At 70.1% G+C, this 24,336-nt stretch carries 31 protein-coding genes; 16 read left to right on the top strand and 15 right to left on the bottom strand.

Annotation, left to right across the window (positions count from 1 at the left end):
* Window positions 1-567: a DUF3000 domain-containing protein gene (locus AB0E90_RS29275; protein WP_360412666.1), complete on the bottom strand. Its 567-nt coding sequence runs from the start codon at window positions 565-567 to the stop codon at window positions 1-3.
* Between the two features lie 106 nt (window positions 568-673).
* Here AB0E90_RS29275 and hemE point away from each other — a divergent pair, with 106 nt between their 5' ends.
* The 3 genes from hemE (at window position 674) to hemQ (ending at window position 3,912) form a co-directional block, all read left to right on the top strand.
* Window positions 674-1,705, top strand: a complete 1,032-nt coding sequence (gene hemE / locus AB0E90_RS29270) for a uroporphyrinogen decarboxylase (protein WP_360412663.1) — start codon at window positions 674-676, stop codon at window positions 1,703-1,705.
* Between the two features lie 116 nt (window positions 1,706-1,821).
* Window positions 1,822-3,201 (top strand): protoporphyrinogen oxidase, encoded by a 1,380-nt coding sequence (gene hemG / locus AB0E90_RS29265; protein WP_360412660.1) that lies wholly within the window; start codon window positions 1,822-1,824, stop codon window positions 3,199-3,201.
* A gap of 3 nt (window positions 3,202-3,204) precedes the next feature.
* The gene (hemQ, locus tag AB0E90_RS29260) at window positions 3,205-3,912 is read left to right on the top strand and encodes a hydrogen peroxide-dependent heme synthase (RefSeq protein ID WP_360412657.1); all 708 of its coding nucleotides are present in this window, start codon (window positions 3,205-3,207) and stop codon (window positions 3,910-3,912) included.
* Window positions 3,913-3,921: 9 nt separating this feature from the next.
* Here hemQ and AB0E90_RS29255 read toward each other — a convergent pair whose 3' ends face one another.
* Window positions 3,922-4,371 carry a GNAT family N-acetyltransferase gene (locus AB0E90_RS29255; RefSeq protein ID WP_360412654.1) on the bottom strand — a complete coding sequence of 150 codons (450 nt, stop codon included), beginning with the start codon at window positions 4,369-4,371 and terminating at the stop codon, window positions 3,922-3,924.
* Window positions 4,372-4,453: 82 nt separating this feature from the next.
* Here AB0E90_RS29255 and AB0E90_RS29250 point away from each other — a divergent pair, with 82 nt between their 5' ends.
* The 4 genes from AB0E90_RS29250 to AB0E90_RS29235 all read left to right on the top strand — a co-directional run bounded on the left by AB0E90_RS29250 (window position 4,454) and on the right by AB0E90_RS29235 (window position 6,504).
* Entirely contained in the window at window positions 4,454-4,729 is a 276-nt protein-coding gene (locus AB0E90_RS29250) for an isoamylase early set domain-containing protein (RefSeq protein ID WP_360412651.1), read from the top strand.
* A gap of 65 nt (window positions 4,730-4,794) precedes the next feature.
* Complete coding sequence (locus tag AB0E90_RS29245) at window positions 4,795-5,049, top strand: hypothetical protein (protein ID WP_360412648.1); 255 nt, start codon at window positions 4,795-4,797, stop codon at window positions 5,047-5,049.
* Between the two features lie 89 nt (window positions 5,050-5,138).
* Window positions 5,139-5,939, top strand: coding sequence for a thymidylate synthase (locus AB0E90_RS29240; RefSeq protein ID WP_360412645.1), 801 nt, complete (start codon window positions 5,139-5,141; stop codon window positions 5,937-5,939).
* 85 nt (window positions 5,940-6,024) lie between these two features.
* Entirely contained in the window at window positions 6,025-6,504 is a 480-nt protein-coding gene (locus AB0E90_RS29235; RefSeq protein ID WP_360412642.1) for a dihydrofolate reductase, read from the top strand.
* 59 nt (window positions 6,505-6,563) lie between these two features.
* Here AB0E90_RS29235 and msrB read toward each other — a convergent pair whose 3' ends face one another.
* The gene (msrB, locus tag AB0E90_RS29230) at window positions 6,564-6,971 is read right to left on the bottom strand and encodes a peptide-methionine (R)-S-oxide reductase MsrB (RefSeq protein WP_360412639.1); all 408 of its coding nucleotides are present in this window, start codon (window positions 6,969-6,971) and stop codon (window positions 6,564-6,566) included.
* Window positions 6,972-7,038: 67 nt separating this feature from the next.
* Between msrB and AB0E90_RS29225 the strand changes: the two genes are divergently transcribed.
* From AB0E90_RS29225 to ligD, 3 genes are all read left to right on the top strand, one after another.
* Window positions 7,039-7,521 (top strand): hypothetical protein, encoded by a 483-nt coding sequence (locus AB0E90_RS29225; RefSeq protein WP_360412636.1) that lies wholly within the window; start codon window positions 7,039-7,041, stop codon window positions 7,519-7,521.
* 93 nt (window positions 7,522-7,614) lie between these two features.
* The gene (locus tag AB0E90_RS29220; RefSeq protein WP_360412633.1) at window positions 7,615-8,103 is read left to right on the top strand and encodes an LPXTG cell wall anchor domain-containing protein; all 489 of its coding nucleotides are present in this window, start codon (window positions 7,615-7,617) and stop codon (window positions 8,101-8,103) included.
* A gap of 200 nt (window positions 8,104-8,303) precedes the next feature.
* Window positions 8,304-9,326 carry a non-homologous end-joining DNA ligase gene (gene ligD / locus AB0E90_RS29215; protein ID WP_360412630.1) on the top strand — a complete coding sequence of 341 codons (1,023 nt, stop codon included), beginning with the start codon at window positions 8,304-8,306 and terminating at the stop codon, window positions 9,324-9,326.
* On the opposite strand, the gene AB0E90_RS29210 is transcribed toward ligD, so the two are convergent.
* Window positions 9,323-9,808 carry a GNAT family N-acetyltransferase gene (locus AB0E90_RS29210; protein ID WP_360412627.1) on the bottom strand — a complete coding sequence of 162 codons (486 nt, stop codon included), beginning with the start codon at window positions 9,806-9,808 and terminating at the stop codon, window positions 9,323-9,325. The genes ligD and AB0E90_RS29210 overlap by 4 nt on opposite strands.
* Between AB0E90_RS29210 and AB0E90_RS29205 the strand changes: the two genes are divergently transcribed.
* Window positions 9,803-10,258, top strand: coding sequence for a potassium channel family protein (locus AB0E90_RS29205; RefSeq protein ID WP_360412624.1), 456 nt, complete (start codon window positions 9,803-9,805; stop codon window positions 10,256-10,258). The two genes, AB0E90_RS29210 and AB0E90_RS29205, sit on opposite strands and share 6 nt — an antisense overlap.
* Here the strand turns inward: AB0E90_RS29205 and AB0E90_RS29200 are convergent.
* On the bottom strand, window positions 10,212-11,738 hold the full coding sequence (locus tag AB0E90_RS29200; protein WP_360413351.1) for an alpha/beta hydrolase: 1,527 nt from the start codon (window positions 11,736-11,738) through the stop codon (window positions 10,212-10,214). The two genes, AB0E90_RS29205 and AB0E90_RS29200, sit on opposite strands and share 47 nt — an antisense overlap.
* Window positions 11,739-11,817: 79 nt before the next feature.
* Window positions 11,818-12,885: an ATP-dependent DNA ligase gene (locus tag AB0E90_RS29195; RefSeq protein WP_360412621.1), complete on the bottom strand. Its 1,068-nt coding sequence runs from the start codon at window positions 12,883-12,885 to the stop codon at window positions 11,818-11,820.
* A gap of 92 nt (window positions 12,886-12,977) precedes the next feature.
* On the opposite strand from AB0E90_RS29195, the gene AB0E90_RS29190 reads away from it, so the two are divergent.
* Both AB0E90_RS29190 and AB0E90_RS29185 read left to right on the top strand, forming a co-directional pair.
* Window positions 12,978-13,814 carry a MerR family transcriptional regulator gene (locus tag AB0E90_RS29190; protein ID WP_360412618.1) on the top strand — a complete coding sequence of 279 codons (837 nt, stop codon included), beginning with the start codon at window positions 12,978-12,980 and terminating at the stop codon, window positions 13,812-13,814.
* 5 nt (window positions 13,815-13,819) lie between these two features.
* Window positions 13,820-14,665 (top strand): transglutaminase domain-containing protein, encoded by an 846-nt coding sequence (locus AB0E90_RS29185; RefSeq protein ID WP_360412615.1) that lies wholly within the window; start codon window positions 13,820-13,822, stop codon window positions 14,663-14,665.
* Here AB0E90_RS29185 and AB0E90_RS29180 read toward each other — a convergent pair.
* From AB0E90_RS29180 to AB0E90_RS29155, 6 genes are all read right to left on the bottom strand, one after another.
* Window positions 14,658-15,026, bottom strand: a complete 369-nt coding sequence (locus AB0E90_RS29180; protein ID WP_360412612.1) for a DUF3037 domain-containing protein — start codon at window positions 15,024-15,026, stop codon at window positions 14,658-14,660. The two genes, AB0E90_RS29185 and AB0E90_RS29180, sit on opposite strands and share 8 nt — an antisense overlap.
* The gene (locus AB0E90_RS29175) at window positions 15,023-15,745 is read right to left on the bottom strand and encodes a HipA family kinase (RefSeq protein WP_360412609.1); all 723 of its coding nucleotides are present in this window, start codon (window positions 15,743-15,745) and stop codon (window positions 15,023-15,025) included. The genes AB0E90_RS29180 and AB0E90_RS29175 overlap by 4 nt, the downstream gene beginning before the upstream one ends.
* Before the next feature lie 24 nt (window positions 15,746-15,769).
* The gene (locus tag AB0E90_RS29170) at window positions 15,770-16,324 is read right to left on the bottom strand and encodes a hypothetical protein (protein WP_360412607.1); all 555 of its coding nucleotides are present in this window, start codon (window positions 16,322-16,324) and stop codon (window positions 15,770-15,772) included.
* A gap of 81 nt (window positions 16,325-16,405) precedes the next feature.
* Window positions 16,406-17,197, bottom strand: a complete 792-nt coding sequence (locus AB0E90_RS29165; protein WP_360412604.1) for a thioesterase family protein — start codon at window positions 17,195-17,197, stop codon at window positions 16,406-16,408.
* A gap of 72 nt (window positions 17,198-17,269) precedes the next feature.
* On the bottom strand, window positions 17,270-18,727 hold the full coding sequence (gene dgt / locus AB0E90_RS29160; protein ID WP_360412601.1) for a dGTP triphosphohydrolase: 1,458 nt from the start codon (window positions 18,725-18,727) through the stop codon (window positions 17,270-17,272).
* A 37-nt stretch (window positions 18,728-18,764) separates the two neighbouring features.
* Window positions 18,765-19,343 (bottom strand): hypothetical protein, encoded by a 579-nt coding sequence (locus AB0E90_RS29155; RefSeq protein WP_360412598.1) that lies wholly within the window; start codon window positions 19,341-19,343, stop codon window positions 18,765-18,767.
* 67 nt (window positions 19,344-19,410) lie between these two features.
* Between AB0E90_RS29155 and AB0E90_RS29150 the strand changes: the two genes are divergently transcribed.
* Window positions 19,411-20,514, top strand: coding sequence for an MBL fold metallo-hydrolase (locus tag AB0E90_RS29150; protein ID WP_360412595.1), 1,104 nt, complete (start codon window positions 19,411-19,413; stop codon window positions 20,512-20,514).
* 47 nt (window positions 20,515-20,561) lie between these two features.
* Here AB0E90_RS29150 and AB0E90_RS29145 read toward each other — a convergent pair whose 3' ends face one another.
* Window positions 20,562-20,798 carry a hypothetical protein gene (locus AB0E90_RS29145; protein ID WP_360412592.1) on the bottom strand — a complete coding sequence of 79 codons (237 nt, stop codon included), beginning with the start codon at window positions 20,796-20,798 and terminating at the stop codon, window positions 20,562-20,564.
* 215 nt (window positions 20,799-21,013) lie between these two features.
* Between AB0E90_RS29145 and AB0E90_RS29140 the strand changes: the two genes are divergently transcribed.
* Window positions 21,014-21,724, top strand: coding sequence for a hypothetical protein (locus AB0E90_RS29140; RefSeq protein WP_360412589.1), 711 nt, complete (start codon window positions 21,014-21,016; stop codon window positions 21,722-21,724).
* A gap of 72 nt (window positions 21,725-21,796) precedes the next feature.
* Here the strand turns inward: AB0E90_RS29140 and AB0E90_RS29135 are convergent, their stop codons facing one another.
* Both AB0E90_RS29135 and AB0E90_RS29130 read right to left on the bottom strand, forming a co-directional pair.
* Complete coding sequence (locus AB0E90_RS29135; RefSeq protein WP_360412586.1) at window positions 21,797-22,717, bottom strand: YegS/Rv2252/BmrU family lipid kinase; 921 nt, start codon at window positions 22,715-22,717, stop codon at window positions 21,797-21,799.
* A 67-nt stretch (window positions 22,718-22,784) separates the two neighbouring features.
* Window positions 22,785-23,363, bottom strand: coding sequence for a GAF domain-containing protein (locus AB0E90_RS29130; protein ID WP_360412583.1), 579 nt, complete (start codon window positions 23,361-23,363; stop codon window positions 22,785-22,787).
* Window positions 23,364-23,561: 198 nt separating this feature from the next.
* On the opposite strand from AB0E90_RS29130, the gene AB0E90_RS29125 reads away from it, so the two are divergent.
* Window positions 23,562-24,083: a DUF1697 domain-containing protein gene (locus AB0E90_RS29125; protein WP_360412580.1), complete on the top strand. Its 522-nt coding sequence runs from the start codon at window positions 23,562-23,564 to the stop codon at window positions 24,081-24,083.
* Window positions 24,084-24,336: the final 253 nt, after the last annotated feature.

Here is a 24,336-nt window from a genome sequence, read left to right as displayed (position 1 = left end):
TCAGCCGACCCGGTGGCGTTCCGAGAGGGACGTCACCCCGGGCGGCGGGAGCCCCACGGTCGACGCCAGCATCGCGCACCAGCCGAGCAGGTGTGCCGACGTGTCCTGCGAGGTCGGCGTCCACGAGGCACGCACCTCGAGGTCGGCGGTCGGCACCGGGCCGGCCAGCTCGCCGAACCGGGTCGACGCGGTCTGCGTGATCGTGCCGCCGATCGCGGTGTAGGCGGCGTCGTGCTGGTCGAGCGCGTCGGTCAGCCAGGTCCAGGCCACCGCGGGCAGCAGTGGGTCGCCCGCCATGTCGGACTCGAGCTCGACCGTGACCAGGGTGACCAGACGAAGGTCGCCGCGCCACGAATCGTGCCCGGCCGGCTCGTGCAGCAGGATCAGCCGGCCACTGGCCACTTCGTCGCCGTCGCGGAGCACCGTGGCGCTGACCGCGAACGCGTACGCCGCGAGCCGCTGCGGCGCGGCGATCTCCTCGAGGAGGATCTCCGGCCGGGGCGCGGCCGCCCGCAACCCGGCGACGGCGCGGGTGAACGCCTCGGGGGGAGCGGAGGGAGTCGCCATGCCCGAAGCCTATGCCGATCACCGGTGTCCGTCGTCGATCGCCGCGCCGCAATCCGTCGGCCACCCCGCCACCGCCCTCGAGCGGACCAACGGCGATGATTGATCGGTGACCCTGAACGATTCGCCTTTCGTGCGGGCCTGTCGCGGCCAAGAGGTGCCGCACACCCCGGTCTGGTTCATGCGGCAGGCCGGGCGTTCGCTGCCCGAGTACCACAAGATCCGCGAGGGCATCGCGATGCTCGATTCCTGTCGCCGGCCGGATCTGGTCACCGAGATCACCCTGCAGCCGGTCCGCCGGCACCACGTCGACGCCGCCGTCCTCTACAGCGACATCGTGGTGCCGCTGGCCGCGGCCGGCGTCGATCTGGACATCGTGCCCGGCACCGGCCCGGTGATGGCCGAGCCGATCCGCACCGAGACCGACCTCGCCCGGCTGCGTCCGCTCACTCCGCCGGACGTCGACTTCGTCGCCGAGTCGGTGCGCCTGCTCGTCGGCGAGCTCGGGAGCACCCCGCTGATCGGTTTCGCCGGGGCGCCCTTCACCCTGGCCAGCTACCTGATCGAGGGCGGCCCGTCGCGGACCTACCTCAAGACCAAGGCGATGATGTACGGCGATCCGCAGCTCTGGCACGCGCTGCTGGCCCGTCTCGCCGAGAGCACCCTGACCTTCCTGCAGGTCCAGATCGACGCCGGGGTCAGCGCGGTCCAGCTGTTCGACTCGTGGGCCGGCGCGCTGTCCGAGGCCGACTACCGCGAGTTCGTGATGCCGCACTCGGCCCGGGTGCTGGCCGGCCTGGCCGGCGCGGGCGTGCCGCGCATCCACTTCGGCGTCGGCACCGGCGTGCTGCTCGGCGCGATCGGCGAGGCCGGCGCGGACGTCGTCGGCGTCGACTGGCGCACCCCGCTCGACCAGGCCACCAAGCTCATCGGCCCGGACCGTTCGGTGCAGGGCAACCTCGACCCGGCCGTCCTCTTCGCGCCGTGGGAGGTCGTCGCGCGGGAGGCCCGCCGGGTGCTCGACGAGGGCCGGGCCGCTCCCGGCCACGTCTTCAACCTCGGCCACGGCGTCATGCCGGAGACGAATCCCGACATGCTGACCCGGCTGGTCGAGTTGGTGCACCGAGTTTCGGCACGCTGAGCGGGACTTTCGGCCCTCCCGCGGCGGCCTTTTCCCGAACAGGGTGGGCCGGCGTGGGAGACACAACGACCGACCCCGGTGGCCACCGCGGTGCGCGACCTGGGAGGGTTGACAACGTGCGTAAGCGGGTTGCGGTCATCGGCGGCGGCATCGCCGGGCTCGCCGCCGCGGTGCGCCTGCGGGATCTGACCCCGCCGGGCACCGAGATCATTGTGTACGAGCAGGGTGGCGTCCTCGGTGGCAAGCTGCGCACCGGCGAGCTGGCCGGCCTGCCGGTCGAGCGTGGCGCCGAATCCTTCCTGACCTCCGGTCCCGGTGGCGACTCGCCGGCTGTCGCCTTCGCGCGGCACCTCGGCCTCGGCGACGCCCTGGTGCACCCGGCCACCGTGCCGGCCGCGCTGTCCATCACCGGCCGGCTCACCCCGATCCCCGCCGGCACGCTCGTCGGCGTGCCCGGCGACCTCACCAAGCTCGGCGACGTCGCCCATGTGACCGGCGCCGACCGCGACGAGGGCCGCCCGCTGCTGGCCGCCGGCGCGGACATCGCGGTGGGCGAGCTGGTCCGCGCGCGCTACGGCGAAGAGGTCGTCGACCGCCTGGTCGACCCGATGCTCGGCGGCGTCTACGCCGGTCGCGCCGATCGGCTGTCCCTCGAGGTCACGATGCCGCAGCTGGCCGCGACCGCCCGGGTCGAGCACACCCTGCAGGCCGCGGTGCGGGCCGCGCAGTCGGCCCGCACCCGGCCGGCCGCCCCGGTGTTCACCGCCGTCGACGGGGGCATGAGCCGGCTCGTCGCCGCGGCCGCCGCCGCCAGTGGCGCCCGGATCAGCCTGGGCCTGCCGGTGCGCGATCTGTCCCGCACCACGCACGGCTGGCGGTTGCTGCTCGGCCCGGTTCCGGCGCCGCAGACCGACGACGTCGACGCGGTCGTCCTGGCGGTGCCGGCCAAGCCCGCGTCCCGCCTGCTCGCCGCGGTGTCCGCGGAGGCGGCCGAGGCGGTCGGCGTGCTCGACTACGCGAGCGTGGCCCTGGCCGCGATGGCCCTGCCGCCCGGCACGCCGCTGCCGGAGCTGTCCGGCTTCCTGGTCCCCCCGAGCGAGGGGACCCTGGTCAAGGCGGCCACGTTCTTCACCCGCAAGTGGCCGCACCTGGGCGGCGAGAAAGACGCGGTGATCGTGCGCGCCTCGCTGGGCCGGCACGGCGAGCAGGACCGCCTGCAGCTGACCGACGACGACCTGCTCGACCGGGCCCGGCACGAGCTCGGCGAGCTGATCGGCGCCGACCTGCCGGCGCCGGTCGCGTCCTGGATCCAGCGGTGGGGCGGCGGCCTCCCGCAGTACACCCCCGGCCACCGCGACCGGGTGGCCTTCGCCCGGCAGCAACTGCCGCCCGGCCTGGCCCTGGCCGGCGCCGCCTTCGACGGCGTCGGCATCCCCGCCTGCGTGGCGAGCGGCGAGCGGGCCGCCGAAGACGTCAGCAAGTCCCTGGAGGAATAGAAGATGAGCGACGAGACCCAGTCGAACGCCACCCGGATCAACGAGCTGAACGCGACGATCCGCTACACGATGTGGTCGGTGTTCAAGGCGGAAACCCCGCTGCCGGCGATGCGCGAGGACCTGGCCACCGAGGTGGACACCCTCTTCGAGCAGCTGGCCGGCAAGGACGTGACGATCCGCGGGACGTACGACGTCTCCGGCCTGCGTGCCGACGCCGACGTGCTGGTCTGGTGGCACTCGGCCTCGTCGGACGCCCTGCAGGACGCGTACGGCTTGTTCCGCCGCACGGCTTTCGGCCGGCACCTGAGCCCGGTCTGGTCGCAGATGGGCCTGCACCGCCCGGCCGAGTTCAACAAGAGCCACCTGCCGGCCTTCCTGTCCGGCGAGGAGGCGCACAAGTACCTCTGCGTCTATCCGTTCGTGCGCTCCTACGAGTGGTACCTCCTGCCCGACGCGGAGCGCCGGCAGATGCTGGCCGAGCACGGCCGGATGGCCCGCCCGTTCCCCGACGTCCGGGCGAACACGGTCTCGTCCTTCGCGCTGGGCGACTACGAGTGGCTGCTGGCCTTCGAGGCCGACGAGCTGCACCGCATCGTCGACCTGATGCGCGAGCTGCGTGCCGCCGAGGCCCGCCGGCACACCCGTGAGGAGGTCCCGTTCTACACGGGCCGCCGCCGCTCGCTCAGCGAGATCGTCGCCGCCCTGCCGTAAGGCCGCGTTTCAGTCGGCCGGCCGGCTCATCGGGATGTGCGGGATGCCGTCCTCGATGAATTCCGGGCCGGTCGGCTGGTAGCCGAACTTCGCGTAGAACTCCGCCAGGTAGGCCTGGGCGTCGAGGACGCTCGGCCGCTTCCCGATGATCGTCAGCGCCTCCTCGACCAGCCGCCCGGCCAGTCCCAGGCCCCGGGCCTTGGGCGCGGTCACGACCCGCCCGATCCGCATGCCCTCGCCGTCGTGCAGGATCCGCAGGTAGGCCCGGATCTCGCCGTCCCGCTCGAACCAGACATGCCGCGTCCCCGGCTCGTTGTCGCGCCCGTCGAGGTCGGGATAGACGCACTCCTGCTCGACCACGAACACCTCGCTGCGCAGCCTCAGGATGCCGTAGAGGGTCGTCGTGTCGAGATCGATGAACGAGGCGGAGCGAAGATCGTCGCGCGGCTCAGGGTGCATGTAACGAATGGTATTCGGCGCGTTGTCGCCCGCGCCGCGGCCGGACGTTGTACGGATGAAGACCTGATCTGTGGAGGTCGTCATGATCAAGAAGAGCAGGCTGTTCGGCAACAAGACGCGGGTGACCTTCTGCCTGCCCGGCGACGTGCCGGCCGGGCGGGTCAGTGTGGTGGGCACGTTCAACGGCTGGGAGCCCGGCACACACGAGCTCAAGCAGCGCCGCGACGGCACCCGTACGGTGAGCGTCCCGCTGGGTCCGGGGCAGTACTCGTTCCGCTACCTGGCCGAGGACGGCGTGTGGCTGGACGACGAGCACGCGGACGCGGTCGGCCCGCACGGCAGCGAGCTTCGGCTGTAGCGGGTTTGCTCGTCGACAAAAGCGAAAAAGCCGGAGAAAGTCTCACTTATGGCTAATCTGGCAGCATGACCATGTACGAAACCTCGGACCTGCACAAGCGTGTCGCGCGGTACGAGGCGGCGGTGGATGAGCTTCGGGCGGCGCATCAGGACATTCGGGCCGTTCTGATCGACCAGGTGCTCTACGAGCGCTGGCAGCAGATCGGCGCCGAGCTCGGGTTCACCGTCGCCACGCCGGCCAGCGCGACCGCGACCGCGCAGCAGGATCTCAACGCGATGAACCAGCAGATCCCGCAGATGGCCGAGTCCTGGGCCAGCTGAACAGGAAGACACTCCGCCGCCGTCGCCTCCTTGCCACCGGGGCGGCGCCGGCGGAGCCCAGGCCCTCGTCGTGGGCTATTTTGGCTGCCATGGCTGTCGACACCCAGTACGAGGACCTGCTGCGCCGCGTCCTGAACACCGGAACCCCGAAGAGCGACCGCACCGGCACCGGGACGGTGAGCCTGTTCGGTGAGCGGCTGCGCTACGACCTCTCGCAGGGCTTCCCGCTGGTCACCACGAAGCGGGTGCACTTCAAGTCGGTGGCCGTCGAGCTGCTCTGGTTCCTGCGTGGCGACAGCAACGTCGGCTGGATGCGCGACCAGGGCGTCACCATCTGGGACGAGTGGGCCGACGCACAGGGTGAGCTCGGCCCCGTCTACGGCGTCCAGTGGCGGTCGTGGCCGACCCCGGACGGCGGGCACGCCGACCAGATCACCTCGGTGCTGGAGACGCTGCGCAAAGACCCCGACTCCCGCCGCATGATCGTCTCGGCGTGGAACGTGGCCGACCTGCCGGCGATGGCCCTCGCGCCGTGCCACGCGATGTTCCAGTTCTACGTGGCCGACGGCAAGCTGAGCTGCCAGCTCTACCAGCGCAGCGCCGACCTGTTCCTCGGCGTGCCGTTCAACATCGCCAGCTACGCGCTGCTCACCCGCATGGTGGCGGCGCAGGTGGGGCTCACGCCGGGCGACTTCGTCTGGGTCGGCGGCGACTGCCACATCTACTCGAACCACGTCGAGCAGGTGAACGAGCAGCTGTCCCGGAAGGCGTACGAATTCCCGCAGCTGGAGATCGCCCCGGCCGGCTCGCTCTTCGACTACAAGTACGAGGACTTCACCGTCGTCGGCTACCAGCATCACCCGGCGCTGCGGGCCCCGGTGGCGGTATGACCGCCTGCACCGAGCGGCACTCGGCCGCACCGGCGGACGGCGTTGCAGGCGAGGGCCAGAAGGGCAGGCCAGAGGTGGGCACACCGTGACGGTCCACATGATCTGGGCCGAGGCCCGGGATCGGGTGATCGGCGCCGGTGGCGGCATCCCCTGGCAGCTGCCGGGGGAGCAGGCCATGTTCAAGCAGCGCACGATGGGCGCGACCGTGGTCATGGGCCGCGCCACCTGGGATTCGCTGCCCGAGCGGGTGCGGCCGCTACCCGGTCGCCGCAATGTCGTGCTGACGCGTGACCCGCAGTGGACGGCGCCGGGGGCCGACGTGGCGCACGCCGTGCACGCCGTCGACCTGAGCGGCGAGGTGTGGGTGATGGGTGGCGCGGCGGTCTACGAGGCATTCCTGCCGGTCGCGACGCACATCCTGCGCACTCGCATAGACCTCGAGGTGGCCGGCGACACGCGGGCGCCGGCCCTGGGCGACAGCTGGGTGGTGACGTCCGAGTCGGGGTGGCAGACGGCTTCCAACGGCCTGCGCTACGTGGTCGAGGATGTGGAGCGCGCGGTCTGACTCCGTACCCAAGCAAAAATGCAGCAGCCCGGCGGAAAGTCGCCGGGCTGCCTCGTTTCTCAGGCCTTCGGGTCCAGCCGGATCGAGAGGCTGTTCACGCAGTGCCGGGTGTTCTTGTCGGTCATGTGCTCGCCGCGGAAGACGTGGCCGAGGTGCGAGTCGCACTTGGCGCAGCGGATCTCGACACGGAGCATGCCGAGGCTGCGGTCCTCGATCTCCTTGACCGCGCCGGGGATGGCGTCGTCGAACGACGGCCAGCCGCAGTGCGAGTCGAACTTGTAGTCGCTGGGGTACAGCTCGGCGCCGCAGGCGCGACACGCGTACATACCCTCGGTCTTTGTCTCTACATACTCCCCCGACCAGGGGGCCTCGGTGCCGGCCTGGCGCAGCACCCGGAACTCGTCGGGGCTGAGCCGGACCCGCCACTCGTCCTCGGTGGTGGGCAGGGTGGTTTCGTTCGGTGCCATGACACCAACGGTACGTCTGACGCACGTGTGGTGCGGCACACGTTTGGACTCGCGCGTTGCACCTTGCATGGAAGATGCATCGCCCGCGACGTTCCGTCCCACGTGGCAGCAGGCCCTCGGCCGTGGTTTGTATGTAGGCGCGCTGAGCGCGGTGGTGGGAATCACATTCGCCCTGTTCATCGCGCTCTTTCGAGCCGAGCCGCCGGCCTGGTTCTGGCCGCTGATGGTGGTGCTTCCGTGCTCGGCGGGGGCGATCGTCGGGCTGCTCGTGGGTCGTTTCACCGGGACCGAGCTGGGTGCCGGCGGGATCCGGACGCGGTCGGTCTTCGACCGGGGCACGGCGCCGTGGAGTCGGGTGGTGGACATGCGAGCCGAGCGCCGGGGCGGCCGGACGGTGGTGTCGGTCTATCTGGACTCGGGGGCGAGCGTGCAGCTCAACGCCCCGTACAGCGGCGGTCTGTTCGCCGCCGACCCGCGTTTCGAAGTCAAGATGTTCGCTTTGTCCCATATGTGGCGGAGTAACCGTTTCGGTGGTCTTCCGGGTTGTTGACCCGCCGAGGGGTGTTAACGGGTAAATCGGGCAATTGCGGCTAAGCTGCCCCTCGGACCCTGGAAATACCGCAACAGAACGGAAAAACTCCTCATGAGTGCAACTCGCCGAATTCTTATCGCCGGCCTGCCGTCCGTGGCGGTTGCTGCGGCCCTGGCCTTCGCTGCCGCGCCCGCGCCGGCCATGGCCGACACCGCCGTCCGCCCCGTCGTCATGGCGACGCCCAGCAGCGACGACGACAGCCGCACCAAGACTCATTACGGGACGGTCAGCCCGACCCACACCCGCGGTCACGGTGGCTACGGCTCGGCCGCGCCGACCACCACGCCGGCCGTACACCCGAGCACCACCGCGCCGTCCGGCAACGTCGACACCGTCCCGCCGACCACGGCCACCACCACGCCGGGCGTGCAGGACACCGGCACGCCCACGCCGACCAGCAGCTACGGCGGCGGCGTCAGCGCCGGTCACGCGCTTCCGGTCACCGGCGCGCCGACCGGGTTGATCGTCTCGCTGGGCGCCCTGATGGTGGCCGGCGGTGCCGCCTCCGTCTGGTACACCCGGCGGCGTCGCAGCGCCTGACGGCGCCAGCTCGATCCCTCGGCCTGAGTCGGTCCGCTCACGCAGCTTCTTGCGTACGCGGCGGCCCGGGCCGTCTGCACGACGTGCTTCGGAGGCCGTCCGGTAACCGCCGGACGGCCTCGGCATTTCATCGGTTCGCCGGGCATTTGATCGCCCCGCCGGGCGGACCTGCGGGGCCGCGGCGGCATAGGGTCGGTGGCATGCCGAAAGCCGCAGCGGAAGAGCACGAGATCGCCGGCCACATCGTCCGGCTGAGCAGTCCTGACAAGATCTGCTTCCCGCGCCCGGGCTACACCAAGCGTGACGTCTTTGAGTATTACCTCGCTGTGGGTGACGGCATCCTGCGCGCGCTGCGTGACCGGCCCACGACGCTGCAACGCTTCCCGGACGGCATCGAGGGCGAGATGTTCTTCCAGAAGCGCATCCCGACCCGCGGCGTGCCGCCCTGGGTGCAGACCGCGAAGATCAGCTTCCCGAGCGGCCGCACCGCCGACGAGCTCTGCCCGGCCGACCTCGCCCACGTGCTCTGGGCCGCGCAGATGGGCACGGTCGTGTTCCACCCGTGGCCGGTGCGGTCGGCCGCCGCGGACAACCCCGACGAGCTGCGCATCGACATCGACCCGCACGACGGCACCAACTTCGGCGACGTGGTCGCGGCCGCCGGCGTGATCCGCGAGGTGCTCGCCGACCTGGGCTTCACCGGCTACCCGAAGACCTCCGGCGGCCGCGGCGTGCACGTCTACGTGCGGATCGCGCCGCGATGGTCGTTCGTGGAGGTGCGGCGGGCGGTGATCGCGCTGGCCCGGGAGGTCGAGCGGCGCAGTCCCGACCGGATCACCACCTCCTGGTGGAAGGAGGAGCGCGGCGAGAAGGTCTTCCTCGACTTCAACCAGATGGCCCGGGACCGCACCATCGCCTGCGCCTATTCACTGCGCGCCAACGCCCGTGCCACCGTGTCCACGCCGGTGACCTGGGACGAGCTGACCGAGGTGGAGCCGGACGACTTCGACCTGCGCACGGTGCCGGCCCGCTTCGCCAAGATCGGCGACCCGCACGCCGGGATCGACGACGTGCTGCACGACATCACGCCGCTGCTGGAGTGGTCGGCACGCGACGAGAAGGCCGGCCAGGGCGACATGCCTTACCCACCGGACCACCCGAAGATGCCGGGCGAGCCGCCCCGGGTGCAGCCGAGCAAGATCAACAAGGCGAACTGGTCCTAGAGGGGCAGCTTCATGCCCTCGTGCGAGGCGGTGAAGCCCAGGGACTCGTAGAAGCGGCGGGCCTCGGTGCGGCGCTTGTCGGTGGTCAGCTGGACGATCCGGCAGTTGCGGTCGCGGGCGCGCTCCACGGCGTACGCCATCAATTGGCGGCCGAAGCCGCCGCCGCGCCGGTCGGCCCGGACCCGCACCGCCTCGATCGTCATTCGCCAGGCGCCGCCGCGGCTCAGGCCGGGGGTGAAGGTGAGCTGGCAGGTCGCGACCACCTCGGCGCCGTCCACTCCGACGATCAGCTCGTTGCCCGGGTCGTCGGCGATCGCCTCGAACGCCGCCCAGGTCGCCGCGTCAACCTGCTCCGGCACCGTGCCGTGGCCGCGCTGCCGGCTGATCTCGTCATCGGCCAGCAGTTCCAGAATTGTGGGCACGTCTGCCCGTTCGGCCAGCCGAAACTCGAGCTTCGCCGGTGCACGATGGTCGCCATGCATGTGCTGCTCACGCCCTTCCGGCGGGTCTATCGTGCGATCGTCTGGCTGGCGAACTCGCCGCGCACCCTGATCCTCTCCTACGCGCTGCTGATCATCGTCTGCAGCCTGCTCTACCACGCCTTCGAAGGCAGCGCGTCCTTCGGTGACTCGCTGTGGTGGGCGATCGTGACCGCCTCCACCGTCGGTTACGGCGACATCTCCCCGACGAGCTGGGAGGGCCGGGTGATCGCCGGGGTTCTCATCTCGGTCATGGTGCTGCTGGTGATCCCGCTGATCACCGCGCACTTCGCCAGCAAGCTGATCGTCGACCACGACGCCTTCCGGCACGAGGAGCAGGAGGAGCTCAAGCACAACCTGCGCCGCGTGAAGGTGCTCCTCGAAGCCCTGGCCGAGCGGGAGGGCGTCACTTTGCCGGACAGCGCAGGCCCTCCTGCGGCACCTGGAGACTGATCAGATAGTTGTCGACCGCCTTCACGATGCAGGTCGTGCTCGGGTAGGCGGTGTGGCCCTCGCCCTCCCAGGTCAGCACGTGCCCGACACCGAGCATGCTGGCCAGGTCGGCGGTGTTCTCATAAGGAGTCGCCGGGTCGCCGGTGGTGCCGACCACCACGATCGGCGGGGCGCCGGTGGCCGCGCCGGCCGGGTAGGGGTCGCGGGCGCCCGGCCAGAACGTGCAGGGCAGCATGCCGACCGCGAGCGCCGCTCCGAACAGCGGATATTTCGCTCGCCACTCGCCCTGCAGCTTGCGGATCTCGTCGACGCTCGGCGCATCCTTGGTGTCGGCGCAGTTGACCGCGAGGTTCGCGTCGAACAGGTTGCTGTAGCTGCCGTCGGCCTTCCGCTCCGCATATTGATCGGCCAGGGTGAATATGCCCTTGGCGTTGCCCTGCTGGAGGTTGGCCACGGCCTGGGCGAGGGTGGTCCAGCCCGACTCCGAGTAGAGCGACGAGATCACCGCGACGAAGATCCAGCCGGAGGTCGCCTTGCGGCCGTCGGTGTAAGCCACCGGATTCTTCGCGGCCGCCGCCAGCGCGCTGGTCACCGCCTTGCGTGCGTCCGGCGCGATCGGGCACTTGGCCGGCGTCGCCTTGCACCAGGCACTGAAGTTGGTGAACGCCCGCTCGAAGCCCTTGGCCTGCGACTCCGACCCCTGCACATAGGTCTGCTTCGGGTCGATCGCGCCGTCGAGCACCAGCGCCCGCACGTTCTGCGGGAACTGCTGGGCGTAGGTGGCGCCGAGCAGCGTGCCGTAGGACCAGCCCAGGTAGGACATCTTCGGGTCGCCGACCGCCTCGCGGATCGCGTCCATGTCCTTGGCGGCCTGCTCGGTGGAGAAGTTGACCAGCTGATCGCCGTACTTGTCGCCGCAGCTCTGGGCGATCTTCTTGTTCAGCGCCACCAGGCTGTCGAAATCGGCCTGGCTGGACGGGTCGGGCGGCGCGGCGAAGCTCGCGTCCTGGTCGGTGTTGCTGATGCACTTGATCGGGTCGGAGCGGCCGACCCCCCGGGGGTCGAAGCCGATGATGTCGAACTGGTTGGTGATCTCGGTGGGCAGGCCGCCGAGCGCCTCGCCGTAGGACAGGTAGACCGCGGTGTCGACACCGGAGCCACCCGGGCCACCCGGGTTGATCAGCAGCGAGCCGATGCGATTTTTCTGCGCCTCGGAGCGGATGCGGATGACCGAGACGGCATAGGTCTCGCCGCTCTTCGGGTCGCTCCAGTTGCGCGGGACGGCGATCTCGGCGCAGTCGTACGTCATCCCGGTCGCGCCCCGGCCGACCAGCTCTTTCGGCACGTCGTCGCAGTTGCGCCAGTCGGGCGTGGTGCCCGGGATCGCGGCCGACGTCGTGCTGCCGGCGACCGGACTGTCCTCGCCCGAGCCGTCCGGAGCGAACGTGGGCAGGGTGCATCCGGCGGTGGCGATCACCATCGCGGCGAGGAGTCCGACGACCAGACGGGAGCGACGCGGCACTGTTTGCCCTTTCGTGTGGCTTTCGCACGAGGCTAGCTCAACGGCTGGTCAAGACCTCAGCCAGGTTGAAGTGGACCGGACGCTCCAACTGCTCATATGTGCAGCTCCGCGGCTCGCGATCGGGTCGCCACCGCTCGAACTGGGCGGTGTGCCGGAATCGGACCCCCTCCATGTAGTCGTAGCGCACCTCGACCACCCGCTCCGGCCGCAACGGCGTGAACGAGAGATCCTTGCCGTTGTTCCACCGGCTGCCCTCGTTTTTCCGCGGGGTCCGCTCGCCCTGCTCCTGCGCGGCCCAATCCCACGGATGGCCCTCGAACGTCGTGACCAGCGGCTGCATCTCGCGGAACAGCTCCTCGCGGACGGCCATCGGGAACGCGCCGATCACCCCGACCGAGGCCAGCACGCCGCGCTCGTCGTAGAGGCCGAGCAGCAGCGACCCGACCCGGTCCTCGGCGGACTTGTGCACCCGGTAACCGGCCACCACGCAATCGGCCGTCCGCTTGTGCTTGATCTTGGTCATCACCCGCTTGTCGGGCTGGTAGGTCAGGTCGTGCGCCTTGGCGATCAACCCGTCCAGCCCGGCGCCCTCGAACTCCGCGAACCACCGCTGCGCGGTGGGAAGATCGTCGGTGGCCGGGGTGATGTGCACCGGCGGCTGCGCATCCTTGAGTACGTCTTTCAGGCGCGCCCGGCGTTCCGCGAAGGGCCTTTCGGTGAGGTCCTCGTCGCCGATCGCCAGCAGATCGAACGCCACGAAGCTGGCCGGGGTCTGCTCGCTCAGCAGCTTGACCCGGCTGGCGGCCGGATGGATGCGCTGCTGGAGCGCCTCGAAGTCGAGGGTGTTGCGCGCGGTGTCGGCCACGATCACCTCGCCGTCGATCACCGCCCGCTCCGGGAAGTTGGCCAGCACCGCCGCGACGACCTCGGGGAAATATCTGGTCATCGGCTTCTCGTTGCGGCTGCCGATCTCGACCTCGTCGCCGTCGCGGAAGATGATCGAGCGGAAGCCGTCCCACTTCGGCTCGTAGACCTGGCCCGGGGGGATCTCCGCGACCGGCTTGGCGAGCATCGGCTTGACCGGCGGATTGATCGGCAGCTGCATGGCACCCAGTCTGCCGCTTCCGGCGTCATCCGGAAGCCCCTCGGTTTTTTGGCCTTTACCTTCCCCCATGGGGAGACTCCAGACTCGTTGGCATGAACACCGCGACCGGCTCGACCGGCTCGATTCTCTCGATCGGGGAGTTCGCTCGGCGGGCCGGGCTCTCGACGAAGATCCTTCGTGCCTGGGGTGACTCGGGCCTGTTGCCGCCCGACTCGGTCGACCCGCTGACCGGTTATCGGTATTACCGGCTCGACCAGGTGGAGCGGGCTCGCCGCATCAGCGTGCTCCGCCGGCTGCGGATGCCGTCGGCGGTCATCGCCGAGATCGTCGGCGCCCCCGACGAGGATGCACTGATCCGCCTCGACCGCTGGTGGGCCGCCGAGGAAGCGGCCGTGCAGGCCCGGCGGGGCAGCTTCGGCTGGCTGCGCGGTCAGTTGGCCAACGGGGTGAGCTCGATCGAGGCCAACTACCAGGTGAGCATTCGTGACGTCCCGGCGACCAAGATCGCCTCGATCCGCACCGAAGTCGACCAGAACGGTCTGGTCGAGGTCATCGGCGGCTGCGAGTGGGCGATCCGCTCCCATTTGGGTGAGGCCGAGGGCGTCGAGCACTGGGTGATCTTCCACGGCCCGGTCACGCCCGACAGCGAGGCGACCATCGAGGTCTGCGTCCCGTTCACCGGCACGGTCGAGCCGTTCGACGAGATCGCCATCCGGATCGAGCCGGCCCATCGAGAGGTGTTCACGACCGTGGCCCGCGACGACTGCTTCTATCCGCGCATCATGCGGGCCTACGAAGCAGTCGACGGCTACACCGACGCGCACGGCCTGACCCGCGGCGGTCCCGAGCGTGAGATCTATCTGGGCGAGTGGCACCGGCTCGCCGCCACCGACCCGTTCGTGCACGTCGCTCAACCCATCAAGGAGTAAGCGTCATGGATTACACGCGACAGACCAGGTTCTCCGACCCCCGCCAGCACGCGGCGCTGTTCGATCCGCTGCCCGCCGACCCCGCGGGCATCGGCGAGGTGGTGCGCAATCTCGCGGTGCACTACCGCGCGTCCGGCATCGAGTTCCCGCCCGACCGTCTCGCCGAGATCGACAGCCGCTGGGTCGACCGCATGCTCGACGTCGATCAGCGGCGACATGCGACACCGCTCGCCGAGCCGCGCCCGCCCGAGGAGCGCGTGGTGGGTTGCTGCCGCGACTTCACGCTGCTGACGGTGGCCGCCCTGCGGCACAAGGGCGTGCCCGCGCGCAGCCGGATCGGCTTCGCCGACTACCTCGACCCGTCGTTCCACCACGACCACGTGATCGCCGAGTATTGGGACGGCGCTCGCTGGATCGCCACCGACTCCCAGTTCGACATGCCCGACGTGCGGCTGACGACGGGCGGGCTGCGCACGGCGGCGCAGGTCTGGTCGGCATATCGGCGGGGCGAGATCGACGTGGAGACGTTCGGTGTCGGTGGTGATCTGCCGTTCCGCGGCAACTGGTTCGTCCGCAACTACGTGATCTACGAGGTGGCGCACCGCCTCGGCGACGAGCTGTTGCTCTGGGACGTCTGGGGCGACGTGAGCCTCGGCCTGGGTGACGATCTCGCTCTGATCGACGAGGTGGCCGACCTGCTGCAGTCCGCCGATGCCGGCGACCGCAGCGCCGAGCGCAAGCTGGCCGAGCGTTATGCGGGCGACCCGCGGCTGCAGCCGGGCGGCGAGATCCTGTGTGCGAGCCCGCGCACGGGCGAGCCGTTCCCGGTCAGCCTGCTCCGGTCTACCTGACGAGCAGGTCGAGCAGGCGGTCCAGTTCGGCCTCGGGGTCGACGGCCAGGCCCATGTGCACCGGCCCGGCCCGCAGGATGGTGCTGCGCGGGGCCGCCAGCCAGCGGAAACGCTCGCCCTGCTTCATCGCGGCGGCGGCGCCCGCGCCGGTGCAGGTGACCTCCCACGAGGCCAGGGCGGCGGCCACGGCCGGCACGTCGGCCTGCGGGTCGAGGCAGCGCAGGCGCTCCTCGTGCAGGTGGGTGCGGGCGGCCAGGAAGTCGAGCCGTTGGCTGTAGAGCAGGACGCCCACGTTGATCAGCTCGCCGCGCTCGATGCGGGGGACGGCCTGGATGATGGCGTACTCGTAGGGGAGTCTCACGGCAGCCACGCCTCCGGCTGCTCGGCGCGTGCGGCGAGGTGGTTGAGGTAGGCGTCGCGGTCCACGTCGTCCAGCCACTCGTCCGGCACCAGGGTCAGCGCCTCGGTGATCAGCTCCGGGGTCAGCCGGGCAGCCAGGGCCGGCCCTTCGGTGGCCAGCGCGGTGGCGTAGGGCGTGAGCACGTGGTCGTCCCACTTGTACGCACGATGCACCACGGCCTCGGCCCGGGGCCAGTTGTGGTGGAAATAGAGAGTGGCGCCGTGGTCGATCAGCCACAGCGCGTTGTGCCACATCAGGAGGTTCGGGTTGCGCCAGCTGCGGTCCACGTTCTCCACGAAGGCGTCGAAGGCGATCACCTGCGACGCCAGCGCCGGGTCGACCGGGTGCACGACGGGGTCGTACCCGAGCGAGCCCGGCAGGAAGTCCATCCCGAGGTTGGCCCCGGCGCTCGCCTTGATCAGTTCCTGGACCTCTTCGTCCGGCTCGGCCCGCGCCACGATCGGATCGAGGTGCACCACGGCCAGGTCAGGCACGGGCAGGCCGAGCCGGCGGGCCAGTTCGCCCGAGATCACCTCGGCGACCAGCGCTTTCGGTCCCTGCCCGGCGCCGCGAAACTTCACCACGTACGTCCCCAGGTCGTCGGCCTCGACGACGCCGGGCAGCGAACCACCCTCACGTAAGGGAGTGACATATCGGAGGGCGGTGACTTGACGCAGCACGCCGCCCACCCTAACTGCCGTCTTTCAGGTCGTAGCGGGACCCTGACGACGCAACTCGTCGACCTTCGTCATGGCTTCACGCAGGTCGGCCAGCCAATCCTCGGTGTGCTGCCCGACCAGCTTCACGCACCAGGCGAGCGCCTCCGACCGGGAGCGCGCCACGCCGGCGTCGACCAGCGTGTCCAGGATCTGCCGCTCGGGCTGGCGCAGCCGGGTCATCACCGGAGCGGCCAGATGGGTGAACAGTTCATCGGTGTCGCCGGAGCGGATGCCCCAGGCGACCTTGCGCTGGTAACGGTGCTCGACCTGGCGGGCGACCCGGATCCGGTCCTCCCGGGTGTCCTCCCGGAACTGGTTGATCCGGCCGGCCTGGGCGGCTGCCCGGTCGGCGTCGGTGGCGTCGGTGCCGAGGTCGGGCTCGGCCACCCGGCCCCAAATGATGATCTCGTCACGGTCGACCACGATCTCGGGTCGTTCGGTGAACCACCCGTCCGGGATTGCCCCGGTGACCCAGGCGGCCGCATCGTCGGCGGCCGGGGGCTCGGTGCGGGCCCCCGGCGGAGCGGGACGGTAACGCATATCCAACCTCCCCTAACGAACGTGATTACAGGATTACACCGTTACAGCGCTTGCTGCCATCACGTTCGCCAGGGGCTTATTTCAATGCCGGATGGCCGCCAACTGGGTTGCCTGGGCCACGAGGTTGTCCTTCGCGTCCCAGACGAACGCGATCTCGTCCATCCGGCCCGCGGTGATCTCGTTGGCGTGCATGGCCACCCGCACCGGCCCGGGCGCCGGCAGCCGCCGGAGGTAAGCGGTGAGGGTGATCGTCGGCGCCCACCCGGTCACGCCCATGGTCAGCGAGATGGGCGGCACCGGGTCCAGGGCGATCAGCAGGCTCAGCGGGTCCCAGTCCGCGCCGCCGGCCAGGCGCAGCCACGAGGCGGTGCGCCCGGTGGTGGACGGCTGCCCGATCGCGAAGCCCAGGTCGGCCGGGCTGAGCCGGTGCTCGACCACGTCCAGCAGGTGCACCGGGAACTGCGCGCCCGGCGGGTTCGACGGCAGCAGCACGCAGTCGTCCTCGGCCGGCAGCTCGGGCGGGGTGACGCCGCTCCACCAGGCGTCCGACTCGTCCAACGTGCCCTGCGTGACGAGGGCCTCGGCGCAGGGCGTGCCGTCCTGCTCGAGCCGCGCGCGGTACTGCGCCGAGCCGCGGCCGGCGCGCAGCAGCTCGACGACGACCGTGGCCCGCCCCGCGACCGGCGGCCGCAGGAACGAGGTGGTGACCGCGACGAGGTGCGGGTGCTCGGCGGCGGCGCCGACGGCCCGGCACAGAACCGCCATCAGGTAACCGCCGTGCATCTTGTCGCCGACCGCCCACTGCGGGTCGAGCTCGGCCTCGTAGGTGCCGTTTGCGCCGCTCACCGCGGTCGCTTCGGCGAAGCTCTTCATTTGATCAAGTTGGCACGACGAACTTGACGCCGTCAATTTCCGCAGCCCCGGCGCGACCAACTCCACAAGACCCTAGAGAACGAACGCGTCCGTCCAGAGTTGGCGGGAGCGGCCGGAGAGCGCGTCCATCAGGCCTACCGCCTGGTTGTCGGTCAGGCCGGCTACGAAATCGATCACGCCGCGGCCGCGGGCCAGGGCCACCCGGTCGGTGGTGCCGGCGGGGAGTTCCGTCTCGGCCAGCTCGACCAGGTCGCGCAGGCGGCTGGGGATGCGCTGCTCCTCGTCGGGGTCGGTGATCCAGGCCAGCAGGGCCTCCACCAGCGACGCGAGCAGGCGCCCCTGGCCGCGCTGATGCAGGGCCAGGTCGGGGCGGGCCAGCACGAACCGGTTCTGGACGAACTTCAGGATCTGGACCTCGTGCCACTGGGCGGTGGCGAGCTGGACATGCCCGGAGCGGACGGCGGGCTGACCGGTCAGCTCGATCGACTCGACCAGCCGTCGCGTCCAGGTCGCGGAGAACGCCGCCACCTGGGCCTCCGTCTCGAGGGAGCCGTCGAACGGGCGGGCCAGCAGGCCGTCCACCAGTTCGGCGCGCACCAGCTCGACCGCCGCGGCGAAGGCGTCGTCGTTGGCCATCCAGCCGTCCTTGCGGTGCAGTTGGCGGCGCAGCGACTCGATCGCGCCGCCCGCGCGGGTCGGATCCGAGTCCGGGCCCCAGCGCTGCCAGGCCATCAGCTCGGCGGCGACCGCGCCCTGCTGGAGCACGCCGACCCGGTAGACATCCTCCAGGTCGTGGATGGCGTAGGCGATGTCGTCGGCGGTGTCCATGACCGAGGCCTCGATCGTTTGCTGCCAGTCGGCGACCCGGCCGGCGAACGGGGCCCGGGCGGCGATCATGTCGTCGACCTCGGTGCCGTAGGCGCCGAACTTGAGCGAGCCGCCGTCCGGGTCGTCGGGCAGCGGGGCCGCGCCGCGCGGCGCGGGATCCATGTAACGGGCGGTGCCGTGCCGGGTCCACGGGTATTTGAGGATGGCGGCGCGGACGGCGTTCGTCAGGTTGAGGCCGATCGTGGCCTGGCCGCGAATCTCGGTGCTGGTGACGATCCGGTAGGACTGGGCGTTGCCCTCGAAACCGTCCGGGATGCGCAGCCGCTGGCGGGCGACCTGGTCGAGCACCCGCTCGCCGAGGTGACCGAAGGGTGGGTGGCCGAGATCGTGGGCGAGCGCGGCGGCCTCCACGACATCCGGGTCGCAGCCGCCCAGCTTCTCGCACAGATCGGACTTGTCGCTCGAAACCACCCGTTCGGCGATGGCCCGTGCCACCTGGGCGACCTTCAGGCTGTGCGTCATCCGGTTGTGCACGAGCAGGCCGGCCCCACCCGGGCTGATCACCTGGGTGACGCCGGCCAGCCTCGCGAAGAAGGGGGAACTGACGATCCGGTCCCGGTCGACCCGGAACGGGCTGGCCGCGAGATCACCCGGTGCGACCAGGCTGTCTCCGAATAACCGCTGGCTACGTGGATCGTCCATACCCCGCAACGCTACCGGGACTGTTTTTCCGAACTGCCTAGCGGGACTGCAGAGCGTCCAGCGCAACCGCCATTGCCGACACGAGACGGCGGTCCAGCTGCGGGTCGTGGATCGTCACCACGTAGCGGTCGCGCAGGCCCCACTTCTTGATTACCGAGAACGCCGGCCGGTCGCCGATCAGGAACTCGAAGTGGTACGGCAGCCAGGACAGCGAGTCGACGAAGCGACGCAGGATCGCAACAGTCAGGTTGCTCTCCCGGCCGATCATCTCGCCGTGGCCGGGCTGCTCCAGGTGCCAGGTGGAGCGCAGCAGCGACTCCTTGAAGTTCTTCCGGAACAGGCCGATGGGCGCGCCGTTCGCGTCGGTGACGTCATAGGTGGCGCCCAGGTCGATCACCTGGCGGGCCTTGAAGCCCAGCACCGGGGTCGTCTTGGTGTCGTCGGTATAGAGGGTGACCTGCTCTTTGAAGGCCATCCGCTTCTGCTGGGCGAAGGCGAGAATGCCCGCCTCCTTGCCGTCCGGAGAGACGGCGTGGATCTCATATTGGTTGACCATCAGGCGAATGCGCTGCCGGACGATCAGTTGTTGCTGGACCTGAAGGGTGTCAACAGTCACGGCCGCGCAGTCTAGAACCTTTGCGCTGTGGTGGCGGGGACGCCTTCCAGCCCGTCAGACTGGGAGGATGACCAAGCGGGGACGTACCGGATCATTGATCGCTCTGGCACTGGGTGCCGCGGCCGTGTGGGTAGCGAAGGACATTCCGCGTCAAATGGGCGCCAAGGCCAAGGGTGACCGGTTGGCCCGCGTCCAGGCTTCCCCGCAGTTCGCCGACGGCAAGTTCCGCAACTCGGTGCCGGCCAGCCAGTTCACCGCCGCCGACATGCCCCGGATGCTCGCCGCTGTGCTGCGCGACCGCGAGGTCCGTCGGCCGCACCAGCCGATCCCGATCGTGCCTCCGGTCCCCGGCCTCGACGCCGAGGGCCTGCACGTCACGTGGTACGGCCACTCCTCGGCACTGGTCGAGATCGAGGGCCGCCGGGTGCTGCTCGACCCGGTCTGGAGTGAGCGCTGCTCGCCGTCCCAGCTCTCCGGGCCGAAGCGCCTGCACGAGCCGCCGGTGGCGCTGCGCGACCTGCCGCCGCTCGACGCCGTGCTGATCTCCCACGATCACTACGACCACCTCGACATGGACACCATCCAAAATCTGGTCGACCTGCAGGCTGCGCCGTTCCTGGTGCCGCTCGGCGTGGGCGCCCACCTCGAGCGCTGGGGCGTGCCCGCCACCCGCATCATCGAGCTGGACTGGAACGACCGGGCCAAGGTCGCCGGCCTCGAGTTCGTCGCGACCGCGGCCCGGCACTTCTCCGGCCGGGGCTTCAGCCGTGACGAGACCCTCTGGACCAGCTGGGTGATCAACGGCCCGACCCGCAAGGTCTTCTACTCCGGCGACACCGGCTATTTCCCCGGCTTCGCCGAGATCGGCGCGGAGCACGGCCCGTTCGACGTCACGCTGGTGCAGATCGGGGCGTACGGCGATCAGTGGCCGGACATCCACATGATCCCCGAGGACGGCGTGGCCACCCATGTCGACGTCCGCGGCGGCCTGATGATCCCGGTGCACTGGGCGACGTTCAACCTGGCCCTGCACGACTGGCCGGAGCCGGCCGACCGCGCCTGGCGCGAGGCGAAGGCGCGCGACGTCCGGCTGGCGATCCCGCGGCCGGGCGAGCGGGTCGACGTCGACAACCCGCCCGCGGTCGACGGCTGGTGGCAGCAGATCGCCTGACCTGGGGTGGCCCGGGAATCCCCGTTGATTCCCGGGCGCCTTCCTGGTCAGCGGGCTGCGTTGAAAGCGGCCGCGAAGAGCGTGGCCAGGATGATCACCGAGGCGCTGATGAACTGGACCGTCTGGGCCAGCGCGTCTCGACGGGTGCTGCGGAGTGCGCGGCGGGCGTTGTGCACGTCCCGCCAGGCGGAGTGCGTGCGACCGAGCCGGTAACCGACGACGATGACGGTGGCCGCGGTCAGCACTGCGGCGACGCTCACTGCGGAACTCGGGTGGTACGTCATGCCGAACCCCCTGAAGATGCGTAGTGGTGCCGGATTGAAGGCCAGTCTGCGGTCTCTCCGGCCACTCGATCCAGGGGATTGATAGGCAAATAAACCCATAAAAACCCCAGGTGTGTACGAAGGTTTTGTCGCAAATTTGTCATTTGTCGCGAGGATCTTCGGGCCGCGAGGTCAGTTCGGCCGAGACCGAAGGTTCCCGCCGTTAGCGTCCGGGAATGCAGGAGCTCCGAGGCGAGGCCGCCCTGACCGTTCTGACCGACCCCACGTTCGTAGTCCCACCGGTCCCATCGCTCCCACCGCTTCCGGCCGGCGCGCGTGGCATCGCCTGGCTGCGGGCCTCGGTCGGCCGCTTCAGCACCGGCCCCGACCATGAACGCCGCCGAGCTCTCGCGGTGAAGATCATTGACCGGGTCCCGCCGGCCGAGTTGCGCCGTTCCAACGACGAACATCCGGTGGCGGCGCTGGCTCGCGCCATGGGGATCGGAGCGGTGGTGGACCTGGTGCGTGAGATCGCTCAGGCCTATCGTCCCGGGACCGGCGACGAGCCGCGTGCTGACGCGGCGGTCGAGAGCCTGATCGTGGCCCTGTCCGGCGGCCACGACGAGGAGACCGCGGCCCGGATCGGCGTCCTGGTCCAGGCCTGCGATGCCACCGCCGCTCTGATCGACCGCCTGCGGGACCGCCCGCTGGCCGAGGTCCTACGCGACGACCCGCCGGTGCCGTTCACCAAACGCCAGGCCACGGTCGCAACCACATTCGCCGGTGGCGCCGTCGTCGGGGCCGGCGAGGAGGTGGCGGTCGCGCTCAACGGTGAGCTGGCGTTTGGCGCCGGCCCTCGACGGTGCCCGGGCCGCGCCCACGCCATGGCCCTGGCCGGCCTGACACCGACTCACCCACTGCCGGCTACCTCGCCAAGCGGGCCCTGACACCGACTCACCCGTTACCAGCTACCTCGCCAAGCGAGCCCCGGCCGTTGAGCTCTGACGGCTTGGTGCCGCCTACGCGGCTTCGGCCTCGGGGGAGGTACGGGGCACGCAGACCTTCACCGCGCCCGGGGAGACCGAGGCGGAGAAGCTCTTGGTCTTGGTGCGGGCGCCGCCGTCGAGCTCGTACTCCATCTTCGACTTGAGCTTGACGTCGATCCGGCGGGCGCGGGTGGTGCGGACGAACGGCGACCGGTCGGAGCGGCCCACCGCCATCGTGCCGAGTGCGCGCGCCCACTCGATTGCCCCGTGCGCGGTGGCGACGCCGACGTCAAGCCAGCCGTCGTCCGGCTTCGCGTCGTCGAAGGCGTTGATGCCGCCGGTGATCGTGCCGACGTTGCCGATCAGCACGCAGCTGGCCTCGTCGTCGAACCACTTCACCCCGTCGATCAGGATGCGGGCGGTGGTCGGCTCGCCGTTGACGTGGCGAAGACCGGTCCACACGTAGGCGAGCTTGCCCAGCCGGTCCTTCATCTTCCGGTCCGCATCCTGGATCATCGCGCCGTCGAACCCCACGCCGGCCATCACGCCGAAGTGCTCGCCGCCGAGCTTGCCCAGGTCGATGCGATGCCGCCGGCCGTGCAGGGCAATGTCGACGGCCTTCTCCAGGTCGTGCGGAATGCCCAGGTTGGTGGCGAGCAGGTTACCGGTGCCGGCCGGAATGATCGCCAGCGGAACCTTCGACCCGCCCTTCTCCCGTGCCAGCACGTCGAGCGACCGCTGCACGATGCCGTCGCCGCCCCACACGACCAGCAGGTCGACGCCCGCGGCGAGCGCCTTGCGCACCTGCTTGGGCGCCTTGCGACTCTTCGGGACCTCGGCCCAGATCAGCTTGTCGACGCCACCATCAGTGATGCGGCGCCGCAGCTCATCCAACCCACCATCGAGTTTCTTACGCTGATGGGCGACGACGGCGATGGTTCGGGGGGTGCGCATGGTCGCGCACTACCCGATTTCCCCAACCGATAATCAGCTCCCTCGATCTGGCCCCTCGGGCTGGTGATCAGCTCACGGTCTCGCGCATGCGCTGCTCGGCGGCGGCGCTGCGAATCACCATGAGCCGCAGTTCCAGTTCGTCGGCGACCACCGAGGCCAGGTGCTGGAGCGCGCGCAGCTGACGCGTGGAGGCCTCTCGCGGCCGGTTGTCGATGACGTTGACGGTGCCGAGGCGGTACCCGTCGTGGGTGCGGATCGGTGCGGCGGCGTAGAAACGCAGGCCCAGCTCGCCCCGGACCAGCGGGTGCTCCAGCGTGCGCGGGTCGACCGCCGCGTTGTTGATCACATAGATGTCGTCCTGGGCGATCACCGACGCGCACAGGCCAGGCTCCTTGCCCACCTCGCGCACCCCGCCGAGGCCCTCGCAGGCGGCCAGCCACACCCGGTCCTGCTCGACCAGCGACACCGTCGCGATCGGAGTGTCGAAGATGGTCGCCGCGACGAACGCGATCCGCTCATACGCGTCCTCCACCGGCTGATCGACCATCCGGTAGCGGCGGACCGCCTCGAGTCGCGCCTGTTCCTCGGGACCGACGTTGTCCAAGTACTCGTACGCGTTCGACGACACCGGATTGCTGTTGGTCATGGCATAAGCCCCTCACGTGATCGCGGTCACGCCGAGCCTAGAAACCACCCAGGTGTCCCGCAACGGCATCGATGGGTTGATTTGGTGCCAGCCTGCCTCTTCGAACATGAAAATCGCACACGGTGTGCGGCTCTCCGAGATGATGGAGTTGATCTATGGCACCTCCTCTAAGGCATCTCGGGAAGGGAACGACGGTCGATGACGGTGTGGATCGCGCTGCTGCGGGCGGTCAATCTCGGCGCCCGCAACAAGGTCCCGATGGCCGCGCTGCGTGAACGGCTGGCCGAGGCCGGCCTCCCCGGCGCCCGCACCCTTCTGCAGAGCGGCAACGTCGTCCTCCGCTCTGATGATGAGATCGGGCCGGTCATACGCGACGTGCTGCGCGCCGGCTTCGGACTCGACGAGCCCGTCATGGTCCGCAGCCGGGATCGCCTCCGCGAGATCCTCGCCGCCAACCCGTTCCCCGAGGCCGCCGCGGAGCGTCCCGTCCTGATGCGCGTCGTCTTCCTCGCCGAGCACCCGTCGCCCGACCGGGTCAAGCGGCTCGAGGAGCACGACGACATCCGGGTGCGGGACCGGGAGGTCTACATCGATTACCGCACCGGGGTGCACGGCAACCCGCTGAACGCCGCCATGATCTCCCGCCGGCTCGCCCTGCACGGCACGGAACGCAACTGGGCCACGCTGACCAAGCTGGCCGAGTTGGCGGAGACGCTCTGACACCCGTACACCTCAATGGGCCGAAATGGCCCCCTGCCGCATCACGGCGGTCTGGCCTTCGGACCGCCTGGCTGTGCCGGGTAGTTGGTTTCTCGAACCGTGCCGGTTCCTCGTGAAGATGCGTCCCGCAAGCTCATGCCGACGAGTCTGAACCCTGCCCTAGCGGGAGTTTCGCGGCTAGGTGCTCGTCCGGCGTGTAATCCGTTGCGGTGCTTGGATTTTAGGCCTGGATCGTGTATTACCCACATATGGC

Origin of the sequence: Actinoplanes sp. NPDC026619, from assembly GCF_040638295.1 — a bacterium.
Taxonomy (GTDB): domain Bacteria; phylum Actinomycetota; class Actinomycetes; order Mycobacteriales; family Micromonosporaceae; genus Actinoplanes.
Note: the sequence above shows the minus strand (reverse complement) of the source record. Positions and strands in the feature narration are given on the sequence as shown.

What these genes read in the sequence shown, in the direction of transcription:
- AB0E90_RS29275 (WP_360412666.1), bottom strand. Translation starts at nt 567, where the DNA reads ATGGCGACTCCCTCCGCTCCCCCCGAGGCGTTCACCCGCGCCGTCGCC.
- hemQ (WP_360412657.1), top strand. Translation starts at nt 3,205, where the DNA reads ATGAGCGACGAGACCCAGTCGAACGCCACCCGGATCAACGAGCTGAAC.
- AB0E90_RS29255 (WP_360412654.1), bottom strand. Translation starts at nt 4,371, where the DNA reads ATGCACCCTGAGCCGCGCGACGATCTTCGCTCCGCCTCGTTCATCGAT.
- AB0E90_RS29250 (WP_360412651.1), top strand. Translation starts at nt 4,454, where the DNA reads ATGATCAAGAAGAGCAGGCTGTTCGGCAACAAGACGCGGGTGACCTTC.
- AB0E90_RS29245 (WP_360412648.1), top strand. Translation starts at nt 4,795, where the DNA reads ATGACCATGTACGAAACCTCGGACCTGCACAAGCGTGTCGCGCGGTAC.
- AB0E90_RS29240 (WP_360412645.1), top strand. Translation starts at nt 5,139, where the DNA reads ATGGCTGTCGACACCCAGTACGAGGACCTGCTGCGCCGCGTCCTGAAC.
- msrB (WP_360412639.1), bottom strand. Translation starts at nt 6,971, where the DNA reads ATGGCACCGAACGAAACCACCCTGCCCACCACCGAGGACGAGTGGCGG.
- AB0E90_RS29225 (WP_360412636.1), top strand. Translation starts at nt 7,039, where the DNA reads ATGGAAGATGCATCGCCCGCGACGTTCCGTCCCACGTGGCAGCAGGCC.
- AB0E90_RS29220 (WP_360412633.1), top strand. Translation starts at nt 7,615, where the DNA reads ATGAGTGCAACTCGCCGAATTCTTATCGCCGGCCTGCCGTCCGTGGCG.
- ligD (WP_360412630.1), top strand. Translation starts at nt 8,304, where the DNA reads ATGCCGAAAGCCGCAGCGGAAGAGCACGAGATCGCCGGCCACATCGTC.
- AB0E90_RS29205 (WP_360412624.1), top strand. Translation starts at nt 9,803, where the DNA reads ATGCATGTGCTGCTCACGCCCTTCCGGCGGGTCTATCGTGCGATCGTC.
- AB0E90_RS29210 (WP_360412627.1), bottom strand. Translation starts at nt 9,808, where the DNA reads ATGCATGGCGACCATCGTGCACCGGCGAAGCTCGAGTTTCGGCTGGCC.
- AB0E90_RS29200 (WP_360413351.1), bottom strand. Translation starts at nt 11,738, where the DNA reads ATGGTGATCGCCACCGCCGGATGCACCCTGCCCACGTTCGCTCCGGAC.
- AB0E90_RS29195 (WP_360412621.1), bottom strand. Translation starts at nt 12,885, where the DNA reads ATGCAGCTGCCGATCAATCCGCCGGTCAAGCCGATGCTCGCCAAGCCG.
- AB0E90_RS29190 (WP_360412618.1), top strand. Translation starts at nt 12,978, where the DNA reads ATGAACACCGCGACCGGCTCGACCGGCTCGATTCTCTCGATCGGGGAG.
- AB0E90_RS29185 (WP_360412615.1), top strand. Translation starts at nt 13,820, where the DNA reads ATGGATTACACGCGACAGACCAGGTTCTCCGACCCCCGCCAGCACGCG.
- AB0E90_RS29170 (WP_360412607.1), bottom strand. Translation starts at nt 16,324, where the DNA reads ATGCGTTACCGTCCCGCTCCGCCGGGGGCCCGCACCGAGCCCCCGGCC.
- AB0E90_RS29165 (WP_360412604.1), bottom strand. Translation starts at nt 17,197, where the DNA reads ATGAAGAGCTTCGCCGAAGCGACCGCGGTGAGCGGCGCAAACGGCACC.
- dgt (WP_360412601.1), bottom strand. Translation starts at nt 18,727, where the DNA reads ATGGACGATCCACGTAGCCAGCGGTTATTCGGAGACAGCCTGGTCGCA.
- AB0E90_RS29150 (WP_360412595.1), top strand. Translation starts at nt 19,411, where the DNA reads ATGACCAAGCGGGGACGTACCGGATCATTGATCGCTCTGGCACTGGGT.
- AB0E90_RS29145 (WP_360412592.1), bottom strand. Translation starts at nt 20,798, where the DNA reads ATGACGTACCACCCGAGTTCCGCAGTGAGCGTCGCCGCAGTGCTGACC.
- AB0E90_RS29140 (WP_360412589.1), top strand. Translation starts at nt 21,014, where the DNA reads ATGCAGGAGCTCCGAGGCGAGGCCGCCCTGACCGTTCTGACCGACCCC.
- AB0E90_RS29135 (WP_360412586.1), bottom strand. Translation starts at nt 22,717, where the DNA reads ATGCGCACCCCCCGAACCATCGCCGTCGTCGCCCATCAGCGTAAGAAA.
- AB0E90_RS29130 (WP_360412583.1), bottom strand. Translation starts at nt 23,363, where the DNA reads ATGACCAACAGCAATCCGGTGTCGTCGAACGCGTACGAGTACTTGGAC.
- AB0E90_RS29125 (WP_360412580.1), top strand. Translation starts at nt 23,562, where the DNA reads ATGACGGTGTGGATCGCGCTGCTGCGGGCGGTCAATCTCGGCGCCCGC.